The sequence below is a fragment of the Luteimonas sp. R10 genome, from assembly GCF_045689605.1.
In the GTDB taxonomy this organism is placed as follows: domain Bacteria; phylum Pseudomonadota; class Gammaproteobacteria; order Xanthomonadales; family Xanthomonadaceae; genus Luteimonas.
This window is the reverse complement of sequence record NZ_CP141262.1, coordinates 2,760,269-2,775,729: the sequence shown is the minus strand read 5'-3', so window position 1 is coordinate 2,775,729 and position 15,461 is coordinate 2,760,269. Positions and strand designations below refer to the sequence as shown.

Sequence of the window (15,461 nt, the reverse complement as noted above, 5' to 3'; positions counted from 1 at the left end):
GCTAGCGTCCGCGGGCGTCGCCGCTGAGCGCGATCTGGCGGCAGCCGGCGCTCTCGACGGAGGCCATCGACGGCGCGGCCCGGTGCCGGGCGCCGCGGGCGTCGAGCTCGGCCCGGACCGGGGCTCCGGCGTGCAACAGGGGAGCGGCCGGCAGGCCGGGCGGCAACGCGAAGCGGGTTCTGTCGTTCATTGGCCGTTTCCCGGGAATGCAGCGTTCCATTCTGGGCCCGCGGACGCTTTCCGTCCACGAATCCTGCGCGCGCGCTCCGTATAATCGCGGCATGGCTCGAAAGAACGAACACGAACACGACCATGGCGTGGCGGTGGAGACCGGCAAGCCGGAAACCACCCGCCCGCCGCTGTATTCGGTGGTCCTGCTCAACGACGATTACACGCCGATGGACTTCGTGGTCGACGTGCTGGTGCGGTTCTTCGCGCTGGATCTGGAGCGTGCGACGCAGGTGATGCTCCACGTCCACACCCGTGGACGGGGCGTCTGCGGGGTGTTCAGCCGCGAGGTGGCCGAGTCCAAGGTCGCCCAGGTGAACGAATACTCAAGACTCAACCAGCATCCCTTGCTCTGCACGATGGAAAAGGCCTAAAACGTCGGCAAGGGGCAGCCATGGAAACCAGGCGTTCCGGCCCCACCTAGGGCTGTAGACATTCCAGGAGGCATCCGCCCCATGTTCAGCAAGGATCTCGAGTACTCCATCGGCCAGTGCTACAAGCGTGCCCGCGAGGCGCGCGACGAGTACATGACGGTCGAGCACCTGTTGCTGGCGCTGCTGGAGAACCCGTCGGCCGAGGCGGTGCTCAAGGCTTGCGGCGCCGACTTCCACCGTTTGCGTTCGGACCTCGAGCAGGCCATCGCCACCACCGTCTCCAAGCTCGACGAGGGCGACGGCCGCGACACCCAGCCCACGCTCGGCTTCCAGCGCGTGCTGCAGCGCGCCGTCTACCACGTGCAGTCCTCCGGCAAGAAGGAGGTCACCGGCGCCAACGTGCTGGTGGCGATCTTCGGCGAGAAGGATTCGCACGCGGTCTACTACCTCAACCAGCAGGACGTGGCCCGGCTCGACGTCGTCAACTACCTGTCCCACGGCATCGCCAAGACCGGCGAGGGCGATCCCGCGCCGTCCGGCGAGGAACCCGAGGCCGGGCAGGGCGAGGGCGGCGAGGCCAAGGGCGACGCGCTGGCCGAATACGCGACCGACCTCAACGCGCTGGCACGCGAGGGCCGGATCGACCCGCTGGTCGGGCGCGCCGACGAGATCGAGCGCACCATCCAGATCCTGTGCCGGCGGCGCAAGAACAATCCGCTCTACGTCGGCGAGGCCGGGGTCGGCAAGACCGCGATCGCCGAGGGCCTGGCCAAGCGGATCGTCGACGGCCAGGTGCCGGAGGTGCTGTCGGAGGCCACCATCTACTCGCTCGACCTCGGCGCGCTGGTCGCCGGGACCAAGTACCGCGGCGACTTCGAGAAGCGGCTGAAGGCGGTGCTGGCGGCGATCCGAAAGCACGACGGCGCGGTCCTGTTCATCGACGAGATCCACACCATCATCGGCGCCGGCTCCGCCAGCGGCGGCACCATGGACGCGTCGAACCTGATCAAGCCGGCACTGGCCTCGGGCGAGCTGCGCTGCATCGGCTCGACCACGTTCCAGGAATACCGCGGCGTGTTCGAGAAGGACCGCGCCCTGGCGCGGCGCTTCCAGAAGATCGACATCGTCGAGCCGACCACCGGCGAGGCCTACGAGATCCTGCGCGGCCTCAAGCCCAAGTACGAGGCCCACCACGACGTCACCTATGCCGACGACGCGCTGCAGGCCGCGGTCGACCTGTCGGTCAAGCACATCGCCGACCGGCTGCTGCCGGACAAGGCGATCGACGTGATCGACGAGGCCGGCGCGCGCCAGCGGCTGCTGCCCGAGGACGTGCGCAAGAAGCTGATCGATGTCGAGGAGGTCGAGACGATCGTGGCCAAGATGGCCCGGATTCCGGCCAAGCAGGTCAGCGCTTCCGACAAGGACGTGCTGGGGCACCTGGAGCGGAACCTGAAGATGGTGATCTTCGGCCAGGATCCTGCCATCGAGACCCTGACCTCGGCGATCAAGCTGGCCCGCTCCGGTCTGGGCAACCCGGACAAGCCGATCGGCAATTTCCTGTTCGCCGGGCCCACCGGCGTCGGCAAGACCGAGGTCACCCGGCAGCTGGCGTTGCAGCTGGGCATCGAACTGGTGCGCTTCGACATGTCCGAGTACATGGAGTCGCACTCGGTGAGCCGCCTGATCGGCGCGCCTCCCGGCTACGTCGGCTTCGACCAGGGCGGGCTGCTGACCGAGAAGATCGTCAAGACGCCGCACTGCGTGCTGCTGCTGGACGAGGTGGAGAAGGCGCACCCGGACATCTTCAACATCCTGCTGCAGGTGATGGACCGCGGCGTGCTCACCGACACCAACGGCCGGGAGGCGAACTTCCGCAACGTGATCCTGGTGATGACCACCAATGCCGGCGCCACCCAGGCCGCGCGCCGCAGCATCGGCTTCACCCGCCAGGACCACAGCACCGACGCGATGGAGGCGATCCGCAAGGGCTTCACGCCGGAGTTCCGCAACCGCCTGGACGCGATCGTGCAGTTCCAGCCGCTGGCGTTCGACCACATCCTGCGCGTGGTCGACAAGTTCCTGATCGAGCTGGAGAGCCAGCTGCACGAGAAGAACGTGACGGTCAACGCCACCCCGGCCGCGCGCGAATGGCTGGCCAAGCACGGCTTCGACCCGCAGATGGGCGCGCGGCCGATGGCACGGATCATCCAGGACCGCATCAAGCGCCCGCTGGCCGACGAGCTGCTGTTCGGCAAGCTGGCCGGCGGCGGCCGCGTCAGCGTCGATGTCAGGGACGAGGACCTGTTCGTCGAGGCGCACCCGGAGCCGGAGAAGCTGTTGCCGGCGACGGTGGAGTAGAGCCGTGATTCGGGATTGGTGATTCGTGATTCGAAAAGGCAAAAAGCAAGATCCCGGGCCATGCCCGGGATCTTGCGTATCTAGCGTGTCGATCGTGCTGCCGTCAGAGACGGCAGGTGGGGAAATGTGCGGGCGCGTTCCGCTTTTGCGAATCACCAATCACCAATCACGGCTCCAATCACTTCATGCGATAAGTGATCCGCCCCTTGGTCAGGTCGTAGGGGGTCATTTCCACCTTGACCTTGTCGCCGGTGAGGATGCGGATGTAGTGCTTGCGCATCCGCCCTGAAATGTGGGCGATGATTTCATGGCCGTTCTCGAGCTTCACCCGGAACATCGTGTTCGGGAGGGTCTCGGAAACGGTGCCTTCGAATTCTATGACGTCGTCTTTCGCCATGCGTCCTGTTCGGTTGGGGAGGGGAGGCGATTTCCGCCCCTCGAAAAAGCGCATCATTCTGCCACGCGCATACCCGCGGCGCAAAAGTTTCGTTAATCCTGTGCCTAGGCAGGAGAGGCTGCGGCCAGTCCGGAAGCCGCCTGGCAGCCGAAGGCGCCGGCCCAGCTGCCGGCGGGGCCGGGCTGTGCGGTCAATGCTGCGACCTCCGTCAGGAACAGCGTCCGCGGCAGCATCAGCGCACCCAGCCGCACCAGGTGGGCATTCTCGACCTGGGCGTCGATCAGCGGCCAGCCCCGGCTCCGCAGGTATCGGGCGAGGCCGGCCAGCGCGACCTTGGAGCCGCCGGACTCGCCGCTGAACATGCTTTCGCCGAAGAACATGCGGCCGACCGCGACGCCGTAGATGCCGCCGACCAGGCGCTCGCCGTCGAACACCTCGACGCTGTGGGCATGGCCCAGCCGGTGCAGCCGCAGGTACGCCGCCTCCATCTCGGCGGTGATCCAGGTACCGTGCTGGCCGCCGTGCCGGGGCGCCTCGGCGCAGGCGCGGATCACCGCGGCGAAGGCGGTGTCGGCGCGCAGCGTCCACGGGCTGCGGCGCAGCCCGCGCCGGAACCGCGACGACAGCCGTACGCCGTCGGTACGGAACAGCATCCGCGGGTCAGGCGACCACCACAGGATCGGCTGGCCTTCCGAATACCAGGGAAAGATGCCGTGGAGATAGGCGTTGAGCAGGCGGGCGGGGGCGAGGTCGCCGCCGATCGCCAGCAGCCCGTCCGGTTCGCGCAGCGCCGAGTCCGCCGGCGGGAACGGCGCCTCGGGATCGTCGGACAGCAGCGGCGGCAGGCGCATCGGCTTCATTGTGGTGCTACTGGATACCGGTTGGCGCGGAAAAGCGAAGATAAGCCGCCAATGCTTTTCCCTTCTCCCTTCAGGAGAAGAGCCTGCCCCCGAGTGCTTTAGTCGGGGGACCGGATGAGGGTACGGCGAAGCAGCGGCGAACTGAAACATCGCGATTTCGCCGTACCCTCACCCCAACCCCCTCCCGCTTCGCGCCCCAGTCCTCGCGCGGAGCGCGGGGGCGCTCATCGGCCCGCGAGCCAGTGGCTCGCAAGCGGGCCTCTTCACCCCGGAGGGAGAGGGGCTTTGAACGGGGAGTGCGCATCGAGCGTGGCCTTGTAGCCGCGCACCGAGGCCGCCTCCTCGTCGCACCAGCGCCGCAGCGCCTCGGCGAACGCCGGGTCGGCGATCCAGTGGCGGCTGCGCACCAGGGTCGGCAGGAAGCCGCGTGCGATCTTGTGCTCTCCCTGGGCGCCGGGCTCGAACCGGCGCAGGCCCTCGCGCAGGCAGTAGTCGATGCCCTGGTAGTAGCAGGTCTCGAAGTGCAGGCCCGGCACCGTGCGCGTGGCGCCCCAGTAGCGGCCGTACAGCGTGTCGCCGCCGCGCAGGCACAACGCGCCGGCGACCGGCCCGCCGTCCAGGTCGGCGAGCACCAGCACCAGGGCGCGCGGCATCGTCTGCGCCAGGTGCCGCACGAACTCGAACGTCAGCGCCGGCGGGTTGCCGTACTCGGCGAAGGTCTGCAGGTAGAAGCCGTGGATCGCGGCGAGGTCGGCCTGGTCCGCCTCGTCGCCGTGCAGCACGCGGAAGCGAACGCCCGCGCGCACCACCTTGCTGCGTTCCTGCCGGATGTTCTTGCGGTGCTTGTGGTCCATCGCCGCGAGGAACGCATCGAAGTCCGGCCAGCCGGCGTCGTTGCGCCAGTGGTACTGCACGTCGGTCCGCGGCAGCCAGTCGTCGCCGAACGCGGCGTCCTCGGCGGCGGTGTGGAAATTGACGTGCGCGGACGACAGGCCGGCGCGCCGGGCGTCGTCGAGGATCGCGGCGAGCAGCGCCCGGCGGGACGCGCTGTCGCGCGCCAGCAGGCGCGGCCCGGTGACGGGGGAGTAGGGTACCGCGCCCAGCCACTTGGGGAAGTAGTCGCGGCCGTAGCGCGCGTAAGCGTGCGCCCAGGCGTGGTCGAAGACGAACTCGCCGTGGGAGTTGTCCTTCAGATAGCCAGGCGCCGCGGCGACCGGCTCGCCGCCGTCCCACAGGACGAGATGATGCGGCGTCCAGCCCCAGTCCGGGCGTAGGCAGCCATGCCGCTCCAGGCCGGACAGGAAGGCGTGCGACACGAAGGGATTGCGGCCGTCGTGCAGCCGGTCCCAGGCGACGGCAGGAAGATCCTCGAGCGACGTGTGCAGGCGCGGCGTGGTCATCGGGAGCGGGCGGTAGTGGAAGGAGCGGCGGGTCCTTCGCCGCCGGACGCCGACTTGGCCGGCTCAGGAGAGCCCCCTGTAGAGCCTGGCTTGCCCGGCTGCGCGGGCTCCGGAGGCGGGAGCAGCGGAGCGAGCTCCGCTCTACGGGTTTCGGACTGCGTGCGCCGCCATCCATGGCGCGACGACTTCTTGGTCAGCGCGTTCCCTCGCCCTGGTCGAGGAACTTCTCGGCGTCCAGCGCCGCCATGCAGCCGAACCCGGCCGAGGTGATCGCCTGCCGGTAGTGCTGGTCGGCGACGTCGCCGGCGGCGAACACGCCGGGCACCGAGGTCTCGGTGGCGCCGCCGCCGAGCCCGGAGCGGATCTCCAGGTAGCCGTTGTTCATCGCCAGCTGGCCCTCGAACAGCGACGTGTTCGGCGTATGGCCGATGGCGACGAAGAAGCCGTGCACCACGATCTCGCGGGTCGCGCCGTCCTGCACCGACTTCAGCCGCAGCCCGGTGACGCCGGCATCGTTGCCCAGCACCTCGTCGACGACGTGGTGCCAGATCGGCTCGATCTTGCCGGCCTGGATCTTCGCCTGCAGCTTGTCCTGCATGATCTTCTCGGCGCGCAGGGTGTCGCGACGGTGCACCAGGTAGACCTTGCGCGCGATGTTGGACAGGTACAGCGCCTCCTCGACCGCGGTGTTGCCGCCGCCGACCACGGCCACGTCCTGGTCCTTGTAGAAGAACCCGTCGCAGGTGGCGCAGGCGGAGACGCCGCGGCCCTTGTACGCCTCCTCCGACGGTAGCCCGAGGTACTTGGCGGTGGCGCCGGTGGCGACCACCAGCGCGTCGGCGGTGTACTCGCCGTTGTCGCCCTTGAGCCGGAACGGACGCTGCGACAGGTCGGCGCTGTGGACGTGATCGAAGATCACCTCGGTGCCGAAGCGCTCGGCGTGCGCCTGCATCCGCGCCATCAGGTCGGGCCCCATCAGGTCATGGGCGTCGCCGGGCCAGTTGTCGACCTCGGTGGTGGTCATCAGCTGTCCGCCCATCTGCAGCCCGGTGACCACCACCGGCTGCAGGTTGGCGCGGGCCGCGTAGACGGCGGCGGTCCAGCCGGCGGGACCGGAACCGAGGATCAACAGACGGCAGTGCTTGGAGGTGCTCATGTATACTCGCAGGCCATGAAATCGCAGCGTTTCGAAGCGTATAGCTTGGCGGTGCGGCTGCGGCAAAACAAGGCGCGTCGGGTGGACGACGCCGGAACAATCAGTTCGATCCGCGACGCGCATGGACGATGGGCGCCGCGGCCAAGGGGCCCGCGCATCCGATGCGCGGGTTTTTCGTAAGGCCTCAACGACAACGGCCGCGCTGCGGCCGGAACATCAGGAACACTGGAGACAGATCGATGCGTATCGGCGTGCCGAAGGAAACCAAGACCCTCGAGGGCCGCGTGGCGCTGGTGCCCGCCGCCGCGGGCGACCTCGTCAACCGCGGCCACGAGGTGTGGCTGGAGTCGGGTGCGGGGCTGAAGTCGCGCTTCAGCGACGAGGACTACACCCGGCTCGGGGTGAAGATCGCGCCGGACGCGGCCGCGCTGTACGAGCGCGGCGAGCTGATCGTCAAGGTCAAGGAGCCGATCGAGGGCGACCTGGCGCTGCTGCGCCGCGACCACCTGCTGTTCTGCTACCTGCACCTGGCGGCCGAGCCGGCGCTGACCCGCAGGCTGCTCGACATCGGCCTGACCGGCGTCGCCTTCGAGACCGTCGAGCTGGAGAACGGCGACCTGCCGCTGCTGGCGCCGATGTCGGTCATCGCCGGCAAGATCGCCGCGCAGGTCGGTACCACGCTGCTGCACCAGCCGCAGGGCGGCAAGGGGAAGCTGCTGGGCGGGCTGCCGTCGACCGGGCGCGGCAAGGCGGTGGTGTTCGGCGCCGGCATGGCCGGCGGCGCATCGGCGGCACTGCTGGCCGCCGGCGGCACCAACGTGGTGGTGTTCGAGAAACGCCAGGACCGCATGGCGCAGATGATGGCGCTGGGCGCCAACGTCACCGCGTTGTACCCCTATGACGACCTGGTCGCGCGCGAGGTGGCTTCGGCCGACCTGGTGATCGGCGCGGTGCTGATCCCGGGCGCCAAGGCGCCGCACGTGCTGACCCGCGAGATGCTCAAGGGCATGGAGACCGGCAGCGTGGTGGCCGACATCTCGATCGACCAGGGCGGCTGTTTCGAGACCTCGCGCCCGACCACCTGGACCGAGCCGACCTACGTGGAGGAGGGCGTGGCCCACTTCTGCGTCACCAACATGCCCGGCTCGGTGCCGCAGACCAGCTCGCAGGCGATCTGCGCGGCGATCCTGCCCTGGGTCGGCAAGCTGGCCTCCGGCGACTGGCGTGGCAACCAGGCGCTGGAGCGTGGCATCAATGTCGAGGCCGGGAAGCTGGTGCATCCTGCGCTGCAGGGCATGGCACTCTGACGGCTGGGGCGGGCTCCCCGTAGAGCGGAGCTTGCTCCGCTACGCGGGCTCCGGAGCCGGGAGCAGCGGAGCAAGCTCCGCTCTACCGGGGAAGTTCGCGAAACCGGGGTTATTCGCTTAAGATCAAGCCTCTAGGCCATATTCCTAAGGTAAAAACGTACGGTGGCACGACCGCTCCAGGAAAGCAGCAGGCGACAGCGCGCCACGGCGAAGCAGGCGGCGGCCCCCAATCCGCGCCGGCAGCGGCTGTGGCGCGACATCGCGCTGATCCTGATCGCGCCGCTGCTGCTCTACCTGCTGGCGAGCCTGGTCACCTTCTCGCCCGAGGACCCGGGCTGGTCGCGTTCGGGCAGCGTCACCGCGCCATTGAACAATGTCGGCGGCCCGGTGGGGGCCTGGCTGGCCGACGTGCTGCTGCACCTGTTCGGCTACGTCGCCTACCTGCTGCCGCTGATGCTGGGCGCGGTGGCGTGGATCGCGCTGTTCGGCATGGACCAGGACGGCGACGGCAAGGCGGATCTCGGCCCGGCGTTGCGGCTGATCGGCATCGTCGGCTTCCTCATTTCCGTGACCGGCCTGCTGGCGCTGCGGATGCCCAACGCGGCCGACCTCTCGGCCGGCGGCGGCGGCATCCTCGGCCGCCTGGTCGGCAATTCGCTGTACGGCGGCTTCGGCCCGGTCGGCGGCAACCTGTTCCTGCTGGCGCTGCTGCTGGTCTCGGTCACCCTCGCCACCGGCCTGTCCTGGCTGGCGGTGATGGACCGCATCGGCCAGTGGGCGCTGCAGCTGCCGGCGCTGTTCCGCCGTGGCAGCCAGCAGGCCGGCGAATGGAAGCGCGCGCGCGACTGGCGCGAGGAGCGCGAGGAGACGCGCAAGGTCGACACCGAGCTGCGCGCCAAGCGCACGCCGGTGAAGATCGAACCACCGGCGGCGCCGCAGGTGGAGAAGAGCGACCGCGCCAAGCGCGAACAGCAGATCCCGCTGTTCCACGTCGGCGACGGCTCCGGCATCCCGCCGCTGTCGCTGCTCGACGATCCCAAGCCGCAGCCCAAGGGCTACGACGAGGACACGCTGGAGACGCTCTCGCGGCAGATCGAGTTCAAGCTCAAGGACTTCCGCATCGAGGCGCAGGTGGTCGGCGCCTATCCGGGCCCGGTGATCACCCGCTTCGAGATCGAACCCGCGCCCGGCATCAAGGTCAGCCAGATCAGCTCGCTGGACAAGGACATCGCCCGCGGCCTGTCGGTGAAGTCGGTGCGCGTGGTGGACGTGATCCCGGGCAAGTCGGTGATCGGCCTGGAGACGCCGAACACGAAGCGCGAGATGATCTACCTGAGCGAGCTGCTGCGTTCGAAGGAATACGACAAGTCCGGCAGCCCGCTGACCCTGGCACTGGGCAAGGACATCGGCGGCCGGCCCACGGTCGCCGACCTCGCGCGCATGCCGCACCTGCTGGTCGCCGGCACCACCGGCTCGGGCAAGTCGGTGGCGGTCAACGCCATGGTGCTGAGCCTGCTGTACAAGGCCTCCGCCAAGGACGTGCGGATGCTGATGATCGACCCGAAGATGCTCGAGCTCAGCGTCTACCAGGGCATCCCGCACCTGCTGGCGCCGGTGGTCACCGACATGAAGGAGGCCGCCAACGGCCTGCGCTGGTGCGTGGCGGAGATGGAACGCCGCTACAAGCTGATGAGCGCGGTCGGCGTGCGCAACCTGGCCGGCTTCAACAAGAAGGTCAAGGACGCGCAGGACGCCGGCCAGCCGATGCTCGACCCGCTGTTCAGGCCGAACCCCGAAAGCGACGAGGTGGCGCAGCCGCTGGAGACGCTGCCGTTCATCGTCGTGTTCATCGACGAGTTCGCCGACATGATGATGATCGTCGGCAAGAAGGTGGAGGAGCTGATCGCGCGGCTGGCGCAGAAGGCGCGCGCCGCCGGCATTCACCTGATCCTGGCCACGCAGCGGCCGTCGGTGGACGTGATCACCGGCCTGATCAAGGCCAACATCCCGACCCGCATCGCCTTCCAGGTGAGCTCGAAGATCGATTCGCGCACGATCCTCGACCAGTCCGGCGCCGAGACCCTGCTCGGCCACGGCGACATGCTGTACCTGCCGCCCGGTACCGCTTTGCCCGAACGCGTGCACGGCGCCTTCGTCTCCGACGAGGAGGTGCACCGGGTGGTCGACCACCTCAAGCAGAGCGGCGGCGGACCGGACTACATCGAGGGCGTGCTGGAGGAGACGCAGACGATGGGCGACGGCGTCGTGGTCGGGCCGACCGGGCTGCCGGAGAGCGGCGGCGGGGCGGGGGACGAGTCCGATCCGCTGTACGACGATGCGGTGCGCGTGGTCACCGAGACCCGGCGCGCCTCGATCTCCGGCGTGCAGCGGCGCCTGAAGATCGGCTACAACCGCGCCGCGCGCCTGGTCGAGGCGATGGAGGCCGCCGGGGTGGTCAGCCCGCCCGAGCACAACGGCGACCGCAGCGTGCTGGCGCCGCCGCCGCCTAAGTAGCTGGGGTGGGCCCGCCGCGCGTGGGCTGCGATCACTTCCGCGATATCCGGAACAATTCATCTGTAAAAAGGGGCTTTGCGCGTCCGCTGTTGGTCCGCGTGCGGTCGGAACTGAAGCCCCTCCTACAGCAGATGCGCGCCCTCAGCCGCGTAGGCCCGCATTCAGACCTTTTTCCGCACACTTTCCGCAACCAGACGTCCGGAGCACCGTCATGATCCGCACCGCCCGCCTCCTCGCCTTCGCGGCAGCCGCCTGCTTCGCCGGCAGCGCCTTCGCCGGCGGCGCCCGCGACGCGCTCGACCAGTTCACCGGCGATCTCAAGGGCCTCGATGGCCAGTTCGCCCAGCGCGTCTACGACGGCCGCGGCCAGGTCAAGGAGCGCTCCAGCGGCCGCGTGGCGCTGTCTGCGCCGCGCCTGTTCCGCTGGGAGTACGAGAAGCCGTATCCGCAGTTGATCGTCGCCGACGGCAGCAAGGTCTGGGTCTACGATCCGGATCTCGAGCAGGTGACCGTACAGCCGCAGAGCGCGGAGGAGCGCAACAGCCCGCTGGCGGCGCTGATCGAGCCGGGTCGGCTCGACCGCGACTACACGATCGAGGAGGCCGGCGACAGCGAGGGCCTGCAGTGGCTCGCCATCGCACCGAAGACCGCGGACGACGCCGGGTTCCAGTCGGCACGACTGGGCTTCAACGCCGGCGGACTGGCGCGGATGGAAGTGGTCGACGCGCTCGGCCAGCGCACGGAGATCGCCTTCAGCGGCTGGAAGAAGAATCCATCCTTCACGGCCGGCACCTTCACGTTCGATCCGCCCGAGGGCGTCGACGTGGTCGGCGACATCTGAGACGGAATTCGGGACTCGGGGCCGGGCCAGCGCAATGCGCTTGCTGGTCATCCCAGCGAAAGCCGGGATCCATTTTGCCTTTCCGCGGCTTCCTAGCTGGATCCCAGCTTTCGCTGGGGATTGACGGTGGCAGCCTATCGGCAAGGCGCAGGCCCCTGTCCCGAGTCCCGAGCCCCGGGCGGTAGAATGCCGCAGTGTCCAAACCCCGGCCCCGACCGAACGACGGCGACGATCTTCTGAGTGTGGATCGGGCGGCGCTGCGCCCGCTCGCCGAGCGCATGCGGCCGCGCACGCTGGACGAGATGGTCGGCCAGCGCCGGCTGCTGGCTCCCGGGTCGGCACTGCGGCAGTCGATCGAGTCCGGCCGGGTGCACTCGATGATCCTGTGGGGGCCTCCGGGCTGCGGCAAGACCACGCTCGCGCTGCTGCTTGCGCATTACGCCGATGCCGAGTTCCGCGCCGTGTCCGCCGTGCTTTCGGGACTTCCGGAGGTGCGCAAGGTGCTCGCCGAGGCCGAGCAACTGTTCGCCGGCGGACGCCGCACCGTGCTGTTCGTCGACGAGGCACACCGCTTCAACAAGGCGCAGCAGGACGCCTTCCTGCCGCACATCGAGCGCGGCACCATCCTGTTCGTCGGCGCCACCACCGAGAACCCTTCGTTCGAACTGAATTCGGCGCTGCTTTCGCGCTGCCGCGTGCACGTGATGGAGGCGGTTTCGGTGGACGACATCGCCGCCGCGCTGCAGCGGGCCCTGGAAGACGTCGAGCGCGGCCTCGGCGGGCGCGGCCTGGTCGTCGCCGATCCGCAACTGCGGCTGATCGCGACCGCCGCCGATGGCGACGTGCGCCGCGGCCTGACGTTGCTGGAGATCGCCGCCGAACTCGCGGCGGAGCAGGGCGGGGCGGTGAGCGATGCCGTCCTCGAGCAGGTACTGGCCGACCGCACCCGCCGCTTCGACAAGGGCGGCGAGCAGTTCTACGACCAGATCTCGGCCCTGCACAAGTGCGTGCGCAGTTCCAACCCAGACGCCGCGCTGTACTGGCTTGCGCGCATGCTCGACGGCGGCTGCGATCCCGGCTACCTGGCGCGGCGACTGACACGGATGGCGGTGGAGGACATCGGCCTGGCCGATCCGCGCGCGCTGCAGATGGCGATCGACGCCTGGGACACGTACGATCGGCTCGGCAGCCCGGAAGGCGATCTCGCACTCGCCCAGCTGGTCCTGTATCTCGCCAGCACCGCCAAGTCCAACGCCGGCTACGCCGCGTTCAACGCCGCCAAGCACGATGTCCGCGAGCACGGCACGCTCGACGTGCCGATGCACTTCCGCAATGCGCCGACCAGGCTGATGAAGCAGCTCGGCTACGGCAAGGGCTACCAGTACGACCATGACGCCGAAGGCGGGATCGCGCTCGACCAGACCGGTTTCCCGGATGCGATGGGCGAGCGGGTCTACTACGAGCCGGTGGCGCGCGGGCTGGAATCGAAGTTGAAGGAGAAGCTCGACCGCCTGCGCGACCTGCGGCGCCAGGCGCGCGACGAGGGCGGGCAGGGCGAGGGATCATGACCGCCCCCTGGTGGTTGCAGCTGTTGTGCGTGATGCTCGGCGGCGCCGGCGGCGGCGCGTTGCGCTATGCGGTGTCCGGCTGGATCGCGCGCCGCGTCGGCGAAACCTTTCCCTGGGGTACGTTGGCCGTCAACGCCAGCGGCGCGTTCGCGGCGGGTTGGCTGATCGGTGACGTACATGCCGACACCGTGCAGTCGCGCCTGCTCTGGCTGTGCCTGGGCGCGGGCGTTCTGGGCAGCTACACCACCGTCTCCGCGCTCAGCCTGCAGACATTGCTGCCGGCCCGCGACGGCAGCGTGCGCCGCGCCGCGGGCTACCTGCTGCTGTCGCTGGCGACCGGCCTGTGCGCGGTGTTCGCCGGGCACTGGCTCGCGACCCGATGATGACGCGGATCCCGATCGCCGCATGGGTCGCGCTCGGCAGCGCGCTGGGCGCGGGTGCACGCTGGGGAACGGGGGTCGCGCTGGGCGCCGGTGGTGCCGGTTTCCCCTGGGGCACGCTGGCCGCGAACGTCGCCGGCTCGGCGCTGATCGGGTTCTACGCGGCGCTGGTCGCGCCCGGAAGCCGGTTCGATGCGTCCCCCGCGCAGCGCCAGTTCGTGATGGCGGGCTTCTGCGGCGGCTTCACCACGTTCTCGCTGTTCACGATCGAACTGCTCGAGGCCATGCTGCAGGGCCGGCATGCGCTGGCGGCGGCGATCCTCTTCGGTTCGGTCTCGGCCTGGCTCGTGGCCGTCGCCGCCGGCTATCTCGCCGGCGCACGACTGGCCCTGCGCCCGATCCGCGACAAACCGGAGCACGCATCATGAACATTCCCGCCGAATCCACCCTGCTGCGGATCTTCCTCGGCGAAAGCGACCAGCATGTGGGCAGCCCCCTGTACGAGGCGATCGTGCTGGCGGCGCGCGAACGACACCTGGCCGGCGCCACCGTGCTGCGCGGCATGATGGGCTTCGGCCATTCCAGTCGGTTGCATACGGCGAAGATCCTGCGGCTGTCGGACGATCTGCCGATCGTGGTCGAGATCGTCGACGCCGAAGCCCGCATCCGCGATTTCCTGCCCGCACTCGAAGGCATGCTCGGCGGTTGCCTGGTCACGCTCGAGAAGGTGCAGGTCGTGCGCTACGACGGCACCGGGCCCGACGCCGGCGGCATCGACTAGAGCATTTTTGCCCCGAGTGTTTGCAGTGCCGTCATCCCCGCGCAGGCGGGGATCCATGGACTTTCACTCCGGCCACAGCAAAGTCCTTGGGCTCCCGCCTGCGCGGGAGCGACGAGCCTGTAAACACTTGATACGGAATTACTCTAGAACTTTTCGCCGTCAGCTGGTGCGATCCGCCAGGCCCTGTACGCCGGATTCCCGGGCGCAGTGGGCGCAGCAGTAGACGTTGCCGTCGTCTTCCACGCCATGGCCGACCACCCGGCATCCACAATGCGGGCACTGCGGCGCGAACGCGTGGATCGCGCATTCGAAGGAGTCGAACGTGCCGGTCCGATCGCCACGAGTCACCTGGAACGCCTTGTCGTAGCGGTTGCCGCAAACATCGCAGGTTGCCATCAGGAACACCTCCCGGAGCGGATGTGGCATCAGTCTGCAGCCTTGCCCGGGATCATCCGGTGAAAATGACGGGCGGCAGCGGGGGCTGCATGCTGCCAACACGGGCGGAAGCGTTCATGCCGGATGAAAACGACGTCCGGTTCACGCCATCGCGAGCCGGTGGTGCCGATACTCGATTCACGCGGGCCTTCCGGTCCTGCGAGGCATTCGAGGAGGCAGCCATGATCCGTTGTTCGAAGTCCGTACTGATGCTGGCCCTGTCCACGGTGCTGGCGCTGTCCGCCTGCCGCGGCGACCCGGCGGAGCAGCAGGCCGACGACGTATCGACCTCTCGCTACCGGGCGGATGTCGGCCCTTCCGGCGAGGCAGTGGTGCCGGGGGAAAGCGGCGGTCCGCGCGCGCAGGGCGGCCGTGCGGTCGTCACCGCCTCCGATACGGATCCGGCGCACCTGATCGATGCAGCGGGCCAGACCCTCTACGTCCTGGAGGGCAACGACGATGGCAGCCGCTGCGACGCCGCCTGCGAAGAGGCCTGGCCGCCGGTGACCGTCGAGGACGCGGAGCCGGTGCCCGGATCCGGCCTGCAGCGGGAGCTGCTCGGGACCATGCCGCGCCAGGATGGCGGACTGCACGTCACCTACGACGGCAAGCCGCTGTACCGCTATGCCGCGGACGCCGGGGCCGACCGAACGGCCGGGCACGATGTCGAGGATCAGTGGGGGAAATGGTCGATGGTTTCGGTGCACGGCCCCGCGGTACCGGCCGAATAGCGCGGGCGCCAGGTCGGCCTTGCGCCGGCCGCCGGCGGGACGCCCGGTCGTCCGGCATGTCGGTCGTGCCGGTCCCGGCAGCACGTTCCGTTCACGAACGTGCTGACACCGTGCACGCCAAAACGGAA

The 15,461-nt window shown here is 69.1% G+C and carries 16 protein-coding genes; 10 read left to right on the top strand and 6 right to left on the bottom strand.

From position 1 onward, the window contains the following. Window position 1 precedes the first annotated feature (1 nt). Complete coding sequence (locus U3649_RS12140) at window positions 2-190, bottom strand: hypothetical protein (RefSeq protein WP_407351581.1); 189 nt, start codon at window positions 188-190, stop codon at window positions 2-4. 91 nt (window positions 191-281) lie between these two features. Between U3649_RS12140 and clpS the strand changes: the two genes are divergently transcribed. Both clpS and clpA read left to right on the top strand, forming a co-directional pair. Continuing rightward, a complete protein-coding gene (gene clpS, locus U3649_RS12135; protein WP_407351580.1) occupies window positions 282-602 on the top strand; it encodes an ATP-dependent Clp protease adapter ClpS in 321 nt (106 codons plus the stop codon). An 81-nt stretch (window positions 603-683) separates the two neighbouring features. Further along, window positions 684-2,963, top strand: coding sequence for an ATP-dependent Clp protease ATP-binding subunit ClpA (gene clpA, locus U3649_RS12130; protein WP_407351579.1), 2,280 nt, complete (start codon window positions 684-686; stop codon window positions 2,961-2,963). 178 nt (window positions 2,964-3,141) lie between these two features. Here clpA and infA read toward each other — a convergent pair whose 3' ends face one another. From infA to trxB, 4 genes are all read right to left on the bottom strand, one after another. Further along, window positions 3,142-3,360 carry a translation initiation factor IF-1 gene (infA, locus tag U3649_RS12125; protein ID WP_149193507.1) on the bottom strand — a complete coding sequence of 73 codons (219 nt, stop codon included), beginning with the start codon at window positions 3,358-3,360 and terminating at the stop codon, window positions 3,142-3,144. Window positions 3,361-3,464: 104 nt separating this feature from the next. Beyond that, complete coding sequence (gene aat / locus U3649_RS12120) at window positions 3,465-4,220, bottom strand: leucyl/phenylalanyl-tRNA--protein transferase (protein ID WP_407351578.1); 756 nt, start codon at window positions 4,218-4,220, stop codon at window positions 3,465-3,467. A gap of 263 nt (window positions 4,221-4,483) precedes the next feature. Further along, complete coding sequence (locus U3649_RS12115) at window positions 4,484-5,620, bottom strand: GNAT family N-acetyltransferase (protein WP_407351577.1); 1,137 nt, start codon at window positions 5,618-5,620, stop codon at window positions 4,484-4,486. 193 nt (window positions 5,621-5,813) lie between these two features. Beyond that, complete coding sequence (gene trxB, locus U3649_RS12110; protein ID WP_407351576.1) at window positions 5,814-6,776, bottom strand: thioredoxin-disulfide reductase; 963 nt, start codon at window positions 6,774-6,776, stop codon at window positions 5,814-5,816. 239 nt (window positions 6,777-7,015) lie between these two features. Between trxB and U3649_RS12105 the strand changes: the two genes are divergently transcribed. From U3649_RS12105 to U3649_RS12075, 7 genes are all read left to right on the top strand, one after another. Then, on the top strand, window positions 7,016-8,083 hold the full coding sequence (locus U3649_RS12105; protein ID WP_407351575.1) for an alanine dehydrogenase: 1,068 nt from the start codon (window positions 7,016-7,018) through the stop codon (window positions 8,081-8,083). A gap of 162 nt (window positions 8,084-8,245) precedes the next feature. Continuing rightward, window positions 8,246-10,597 (top strand): DNA translocase FtsK, encoded by a 2,352-nt coding sequence (locus tag U3649_RS12100; protein ID WP_407351574.1) that lies wholly within the window; start codon window positions 8,246-8,248, stop codon window positions 10,595-10,597. Window positions 10,598-10,808: 211 nt separating this feature from the next. Continuing rightward, a complete protein-coding gene (gene lolA / locus U3649_RS12095; protein ID WP_407351573.1) occupies window positions 10,809-11,438 on the top strand; it encodes an outer membrane lipoprotein chaperone LolA in 630 nt (209 codons plus the stop codon). A 194-nt stretch (window positions 11,439-11,632) separates the two neighbouring features. After that, entirely contained in the window at window positions 11,633-13,006 is a 1,374-nt protein-coding gene (locus tag U3649_RS12090) for a replication-associated recombination protein A (RefSeq protein ID WP_407351572.1), read from the top strand. After that, window positions 13,003-13,389: a fluoride efflux transporter FluC gene (locus U3649_RS12085; protein WP_407351571.1), complete on the top strand. Its 387-nt coding sequence runs from the start codon at window positions 13,003-13,005 to the stop codon at window positions 13,387-13,389. The genes U3649_RS12090 and U3649_RS12085 overlap by 4 nt, the downstream gene beginning before the upstream one ends. Then, on the top strand, window positions 13,389-13,814 hold the full coding sequence (locus U3649_RS12080) for a fluoride efflux transporter FluC (protein ID WP_407351570.1): 426 nt from the start codon (window positions 13,389-13,391) through the stop codon (window positions 13,812-13,814). The genes U3649_RS12085 and U3649_RS12080 overlap by 1 nt, the downstream gene beginning before the upstream one ends. Next, on the top strand, window positions 13,811-14,167 hold the full coding sequence (locus U3649_RS12075) for a DUF190 domain-containing protein (protein WP_407351569.1): 357 nt from the start codon (window positions 13,811-13,813) through the stop codon (window positions 14,165-14,167). The genes U3649_RS12080 and U3649_RS12075 overlap by 4 nt, the downstream gene beginning before the upstream one ends. Window positions 14,168-14,326: 159 nt before the next feature. Here U3649_RS12075 and U3649_RS12070 read toward each other — a convergent pair whose 3' ends face one another. Then, window positions 14,327-14,563, bottom strand: coding sequence for a hypothetical protein (locus U3649_RS12070; RefSeq protein ID WP_149193500.1), 237 nt, complete (start codon window positions 14,561-14,563; stop codon window positions 14,327-14,329). A 221-nt stretch (window positions 14,564-14,784) separates the two neighbouring features. Between U3649_RS12070 and U3649_RS12065 the strand changes: the two genes are divergently transcribed. Then, window positions 14,785-15,333, top strand: coding sequence for a hypothetical protein (locus tag U3649_RS12065; protein WP_407351568.1), 549 nt, complete (start codon window positions 14,785-14,787; stop codon window positions 15,331-15,333). The last annotated feature ends 128 nt before the right edge of the window (window positions 15,334-15,461 follow it).

Bases quoted from the DNA above. Each gene is read 5' to 3' on its own strand.
- clpA (WP_407351579.1), top strand. From the start codon at position 684: ATGTTCAGCAAGGATCTCGAGTACTCCATCGGCCAGTGCTACAAGCGT.
- U3649_RS12115 (WP_407351577.1), bottom strand. From the start codon at position 5,620: ATGACCACGCCGCGCCTGCACACGTCGCTCGAGGATCTTCCTGCCGTC.
- U3649_RS12085 (WP_407351571.1), top strand. From the start codon at position 13,003: ATGACCGCCCCCTGGTGGTTGCAGCTGTTGTGCGTGATGCTCGGCGGC.
- U3649_RS12105 (WP_407351575.1), top strand. From the start codon at position 7,016: ATGCGTATCGGCGTGCCGAAGGAAACCAAGACCCTCGAGGGCCGCGTG.
- U3649_RS12065 (WP_407351568.1), top strand. From the start codon at position 14,785: ATGATCCGTTGTTCGAAGTCCGTACTGATGCTGGCCCTGTCCACGGTG.
- U3649_RS12080 (WP_407351570.1), top strand. From the start codon at position 13,389: ATGACGCGGATCCCGATCGCCGCATGGGTCGCGCTCGGCAGCGCGCTG.
- clpS (WP_407351580.1), top strand. From the start codon at position 282: ATGGCTCGAAAGAACGAACACGAACACGACCATGGCGTGGCGGTGGAG.
- U3649_RS12140 (WP_407351581.1), bottom strand. From the start codon at position 190: ATGAACGACAGAACCCGCTTCGCGTTGCCGCCCGGCCTGCCGGCCGCT.
- lolA (WP_407351573.1), top strand. From the start codon at position 10,809: ATGATCCGCACCGCCCGCCTCCTCGCCTTCGCGGCAGCCGCCTGCTTC.
- U3649_RS12070 (WP_149193500.1), bottom strand. From the start codon at position 14,563: ATGGCAACCTGCGATGTTTGCGGCAACCGCTACGACAAGGCGTTCCAG.
- aat (WP_407351578.1), bottom strand. From the start codon at position 4,220: ATGAAGCCGATGCGCCTGCCGCCGCTGCTGTCCGACGATCCCGAGGCG.
- trxB (WP_407351576.1), bottom strand. From the start codon at position 6,776: ATGAGCACCTCCAAGCACTGCCGTCTGTTGATCCTCGGTTCCGGTCCC.
- infA (WP_149193507.1), bottom strand. From the start codon at position 3,360: ATGGCGAAAGACGACGTCATAGAATTCGAAGGCACCGTTTCCGAGACC.
- U3649_RS12075 (WP_407351569.1), top strand. From the start codon at position 13,811: ATGAACATTCCCGCCGAATCCACCCTGCTGCGGATCTTCCTCGGCGAA.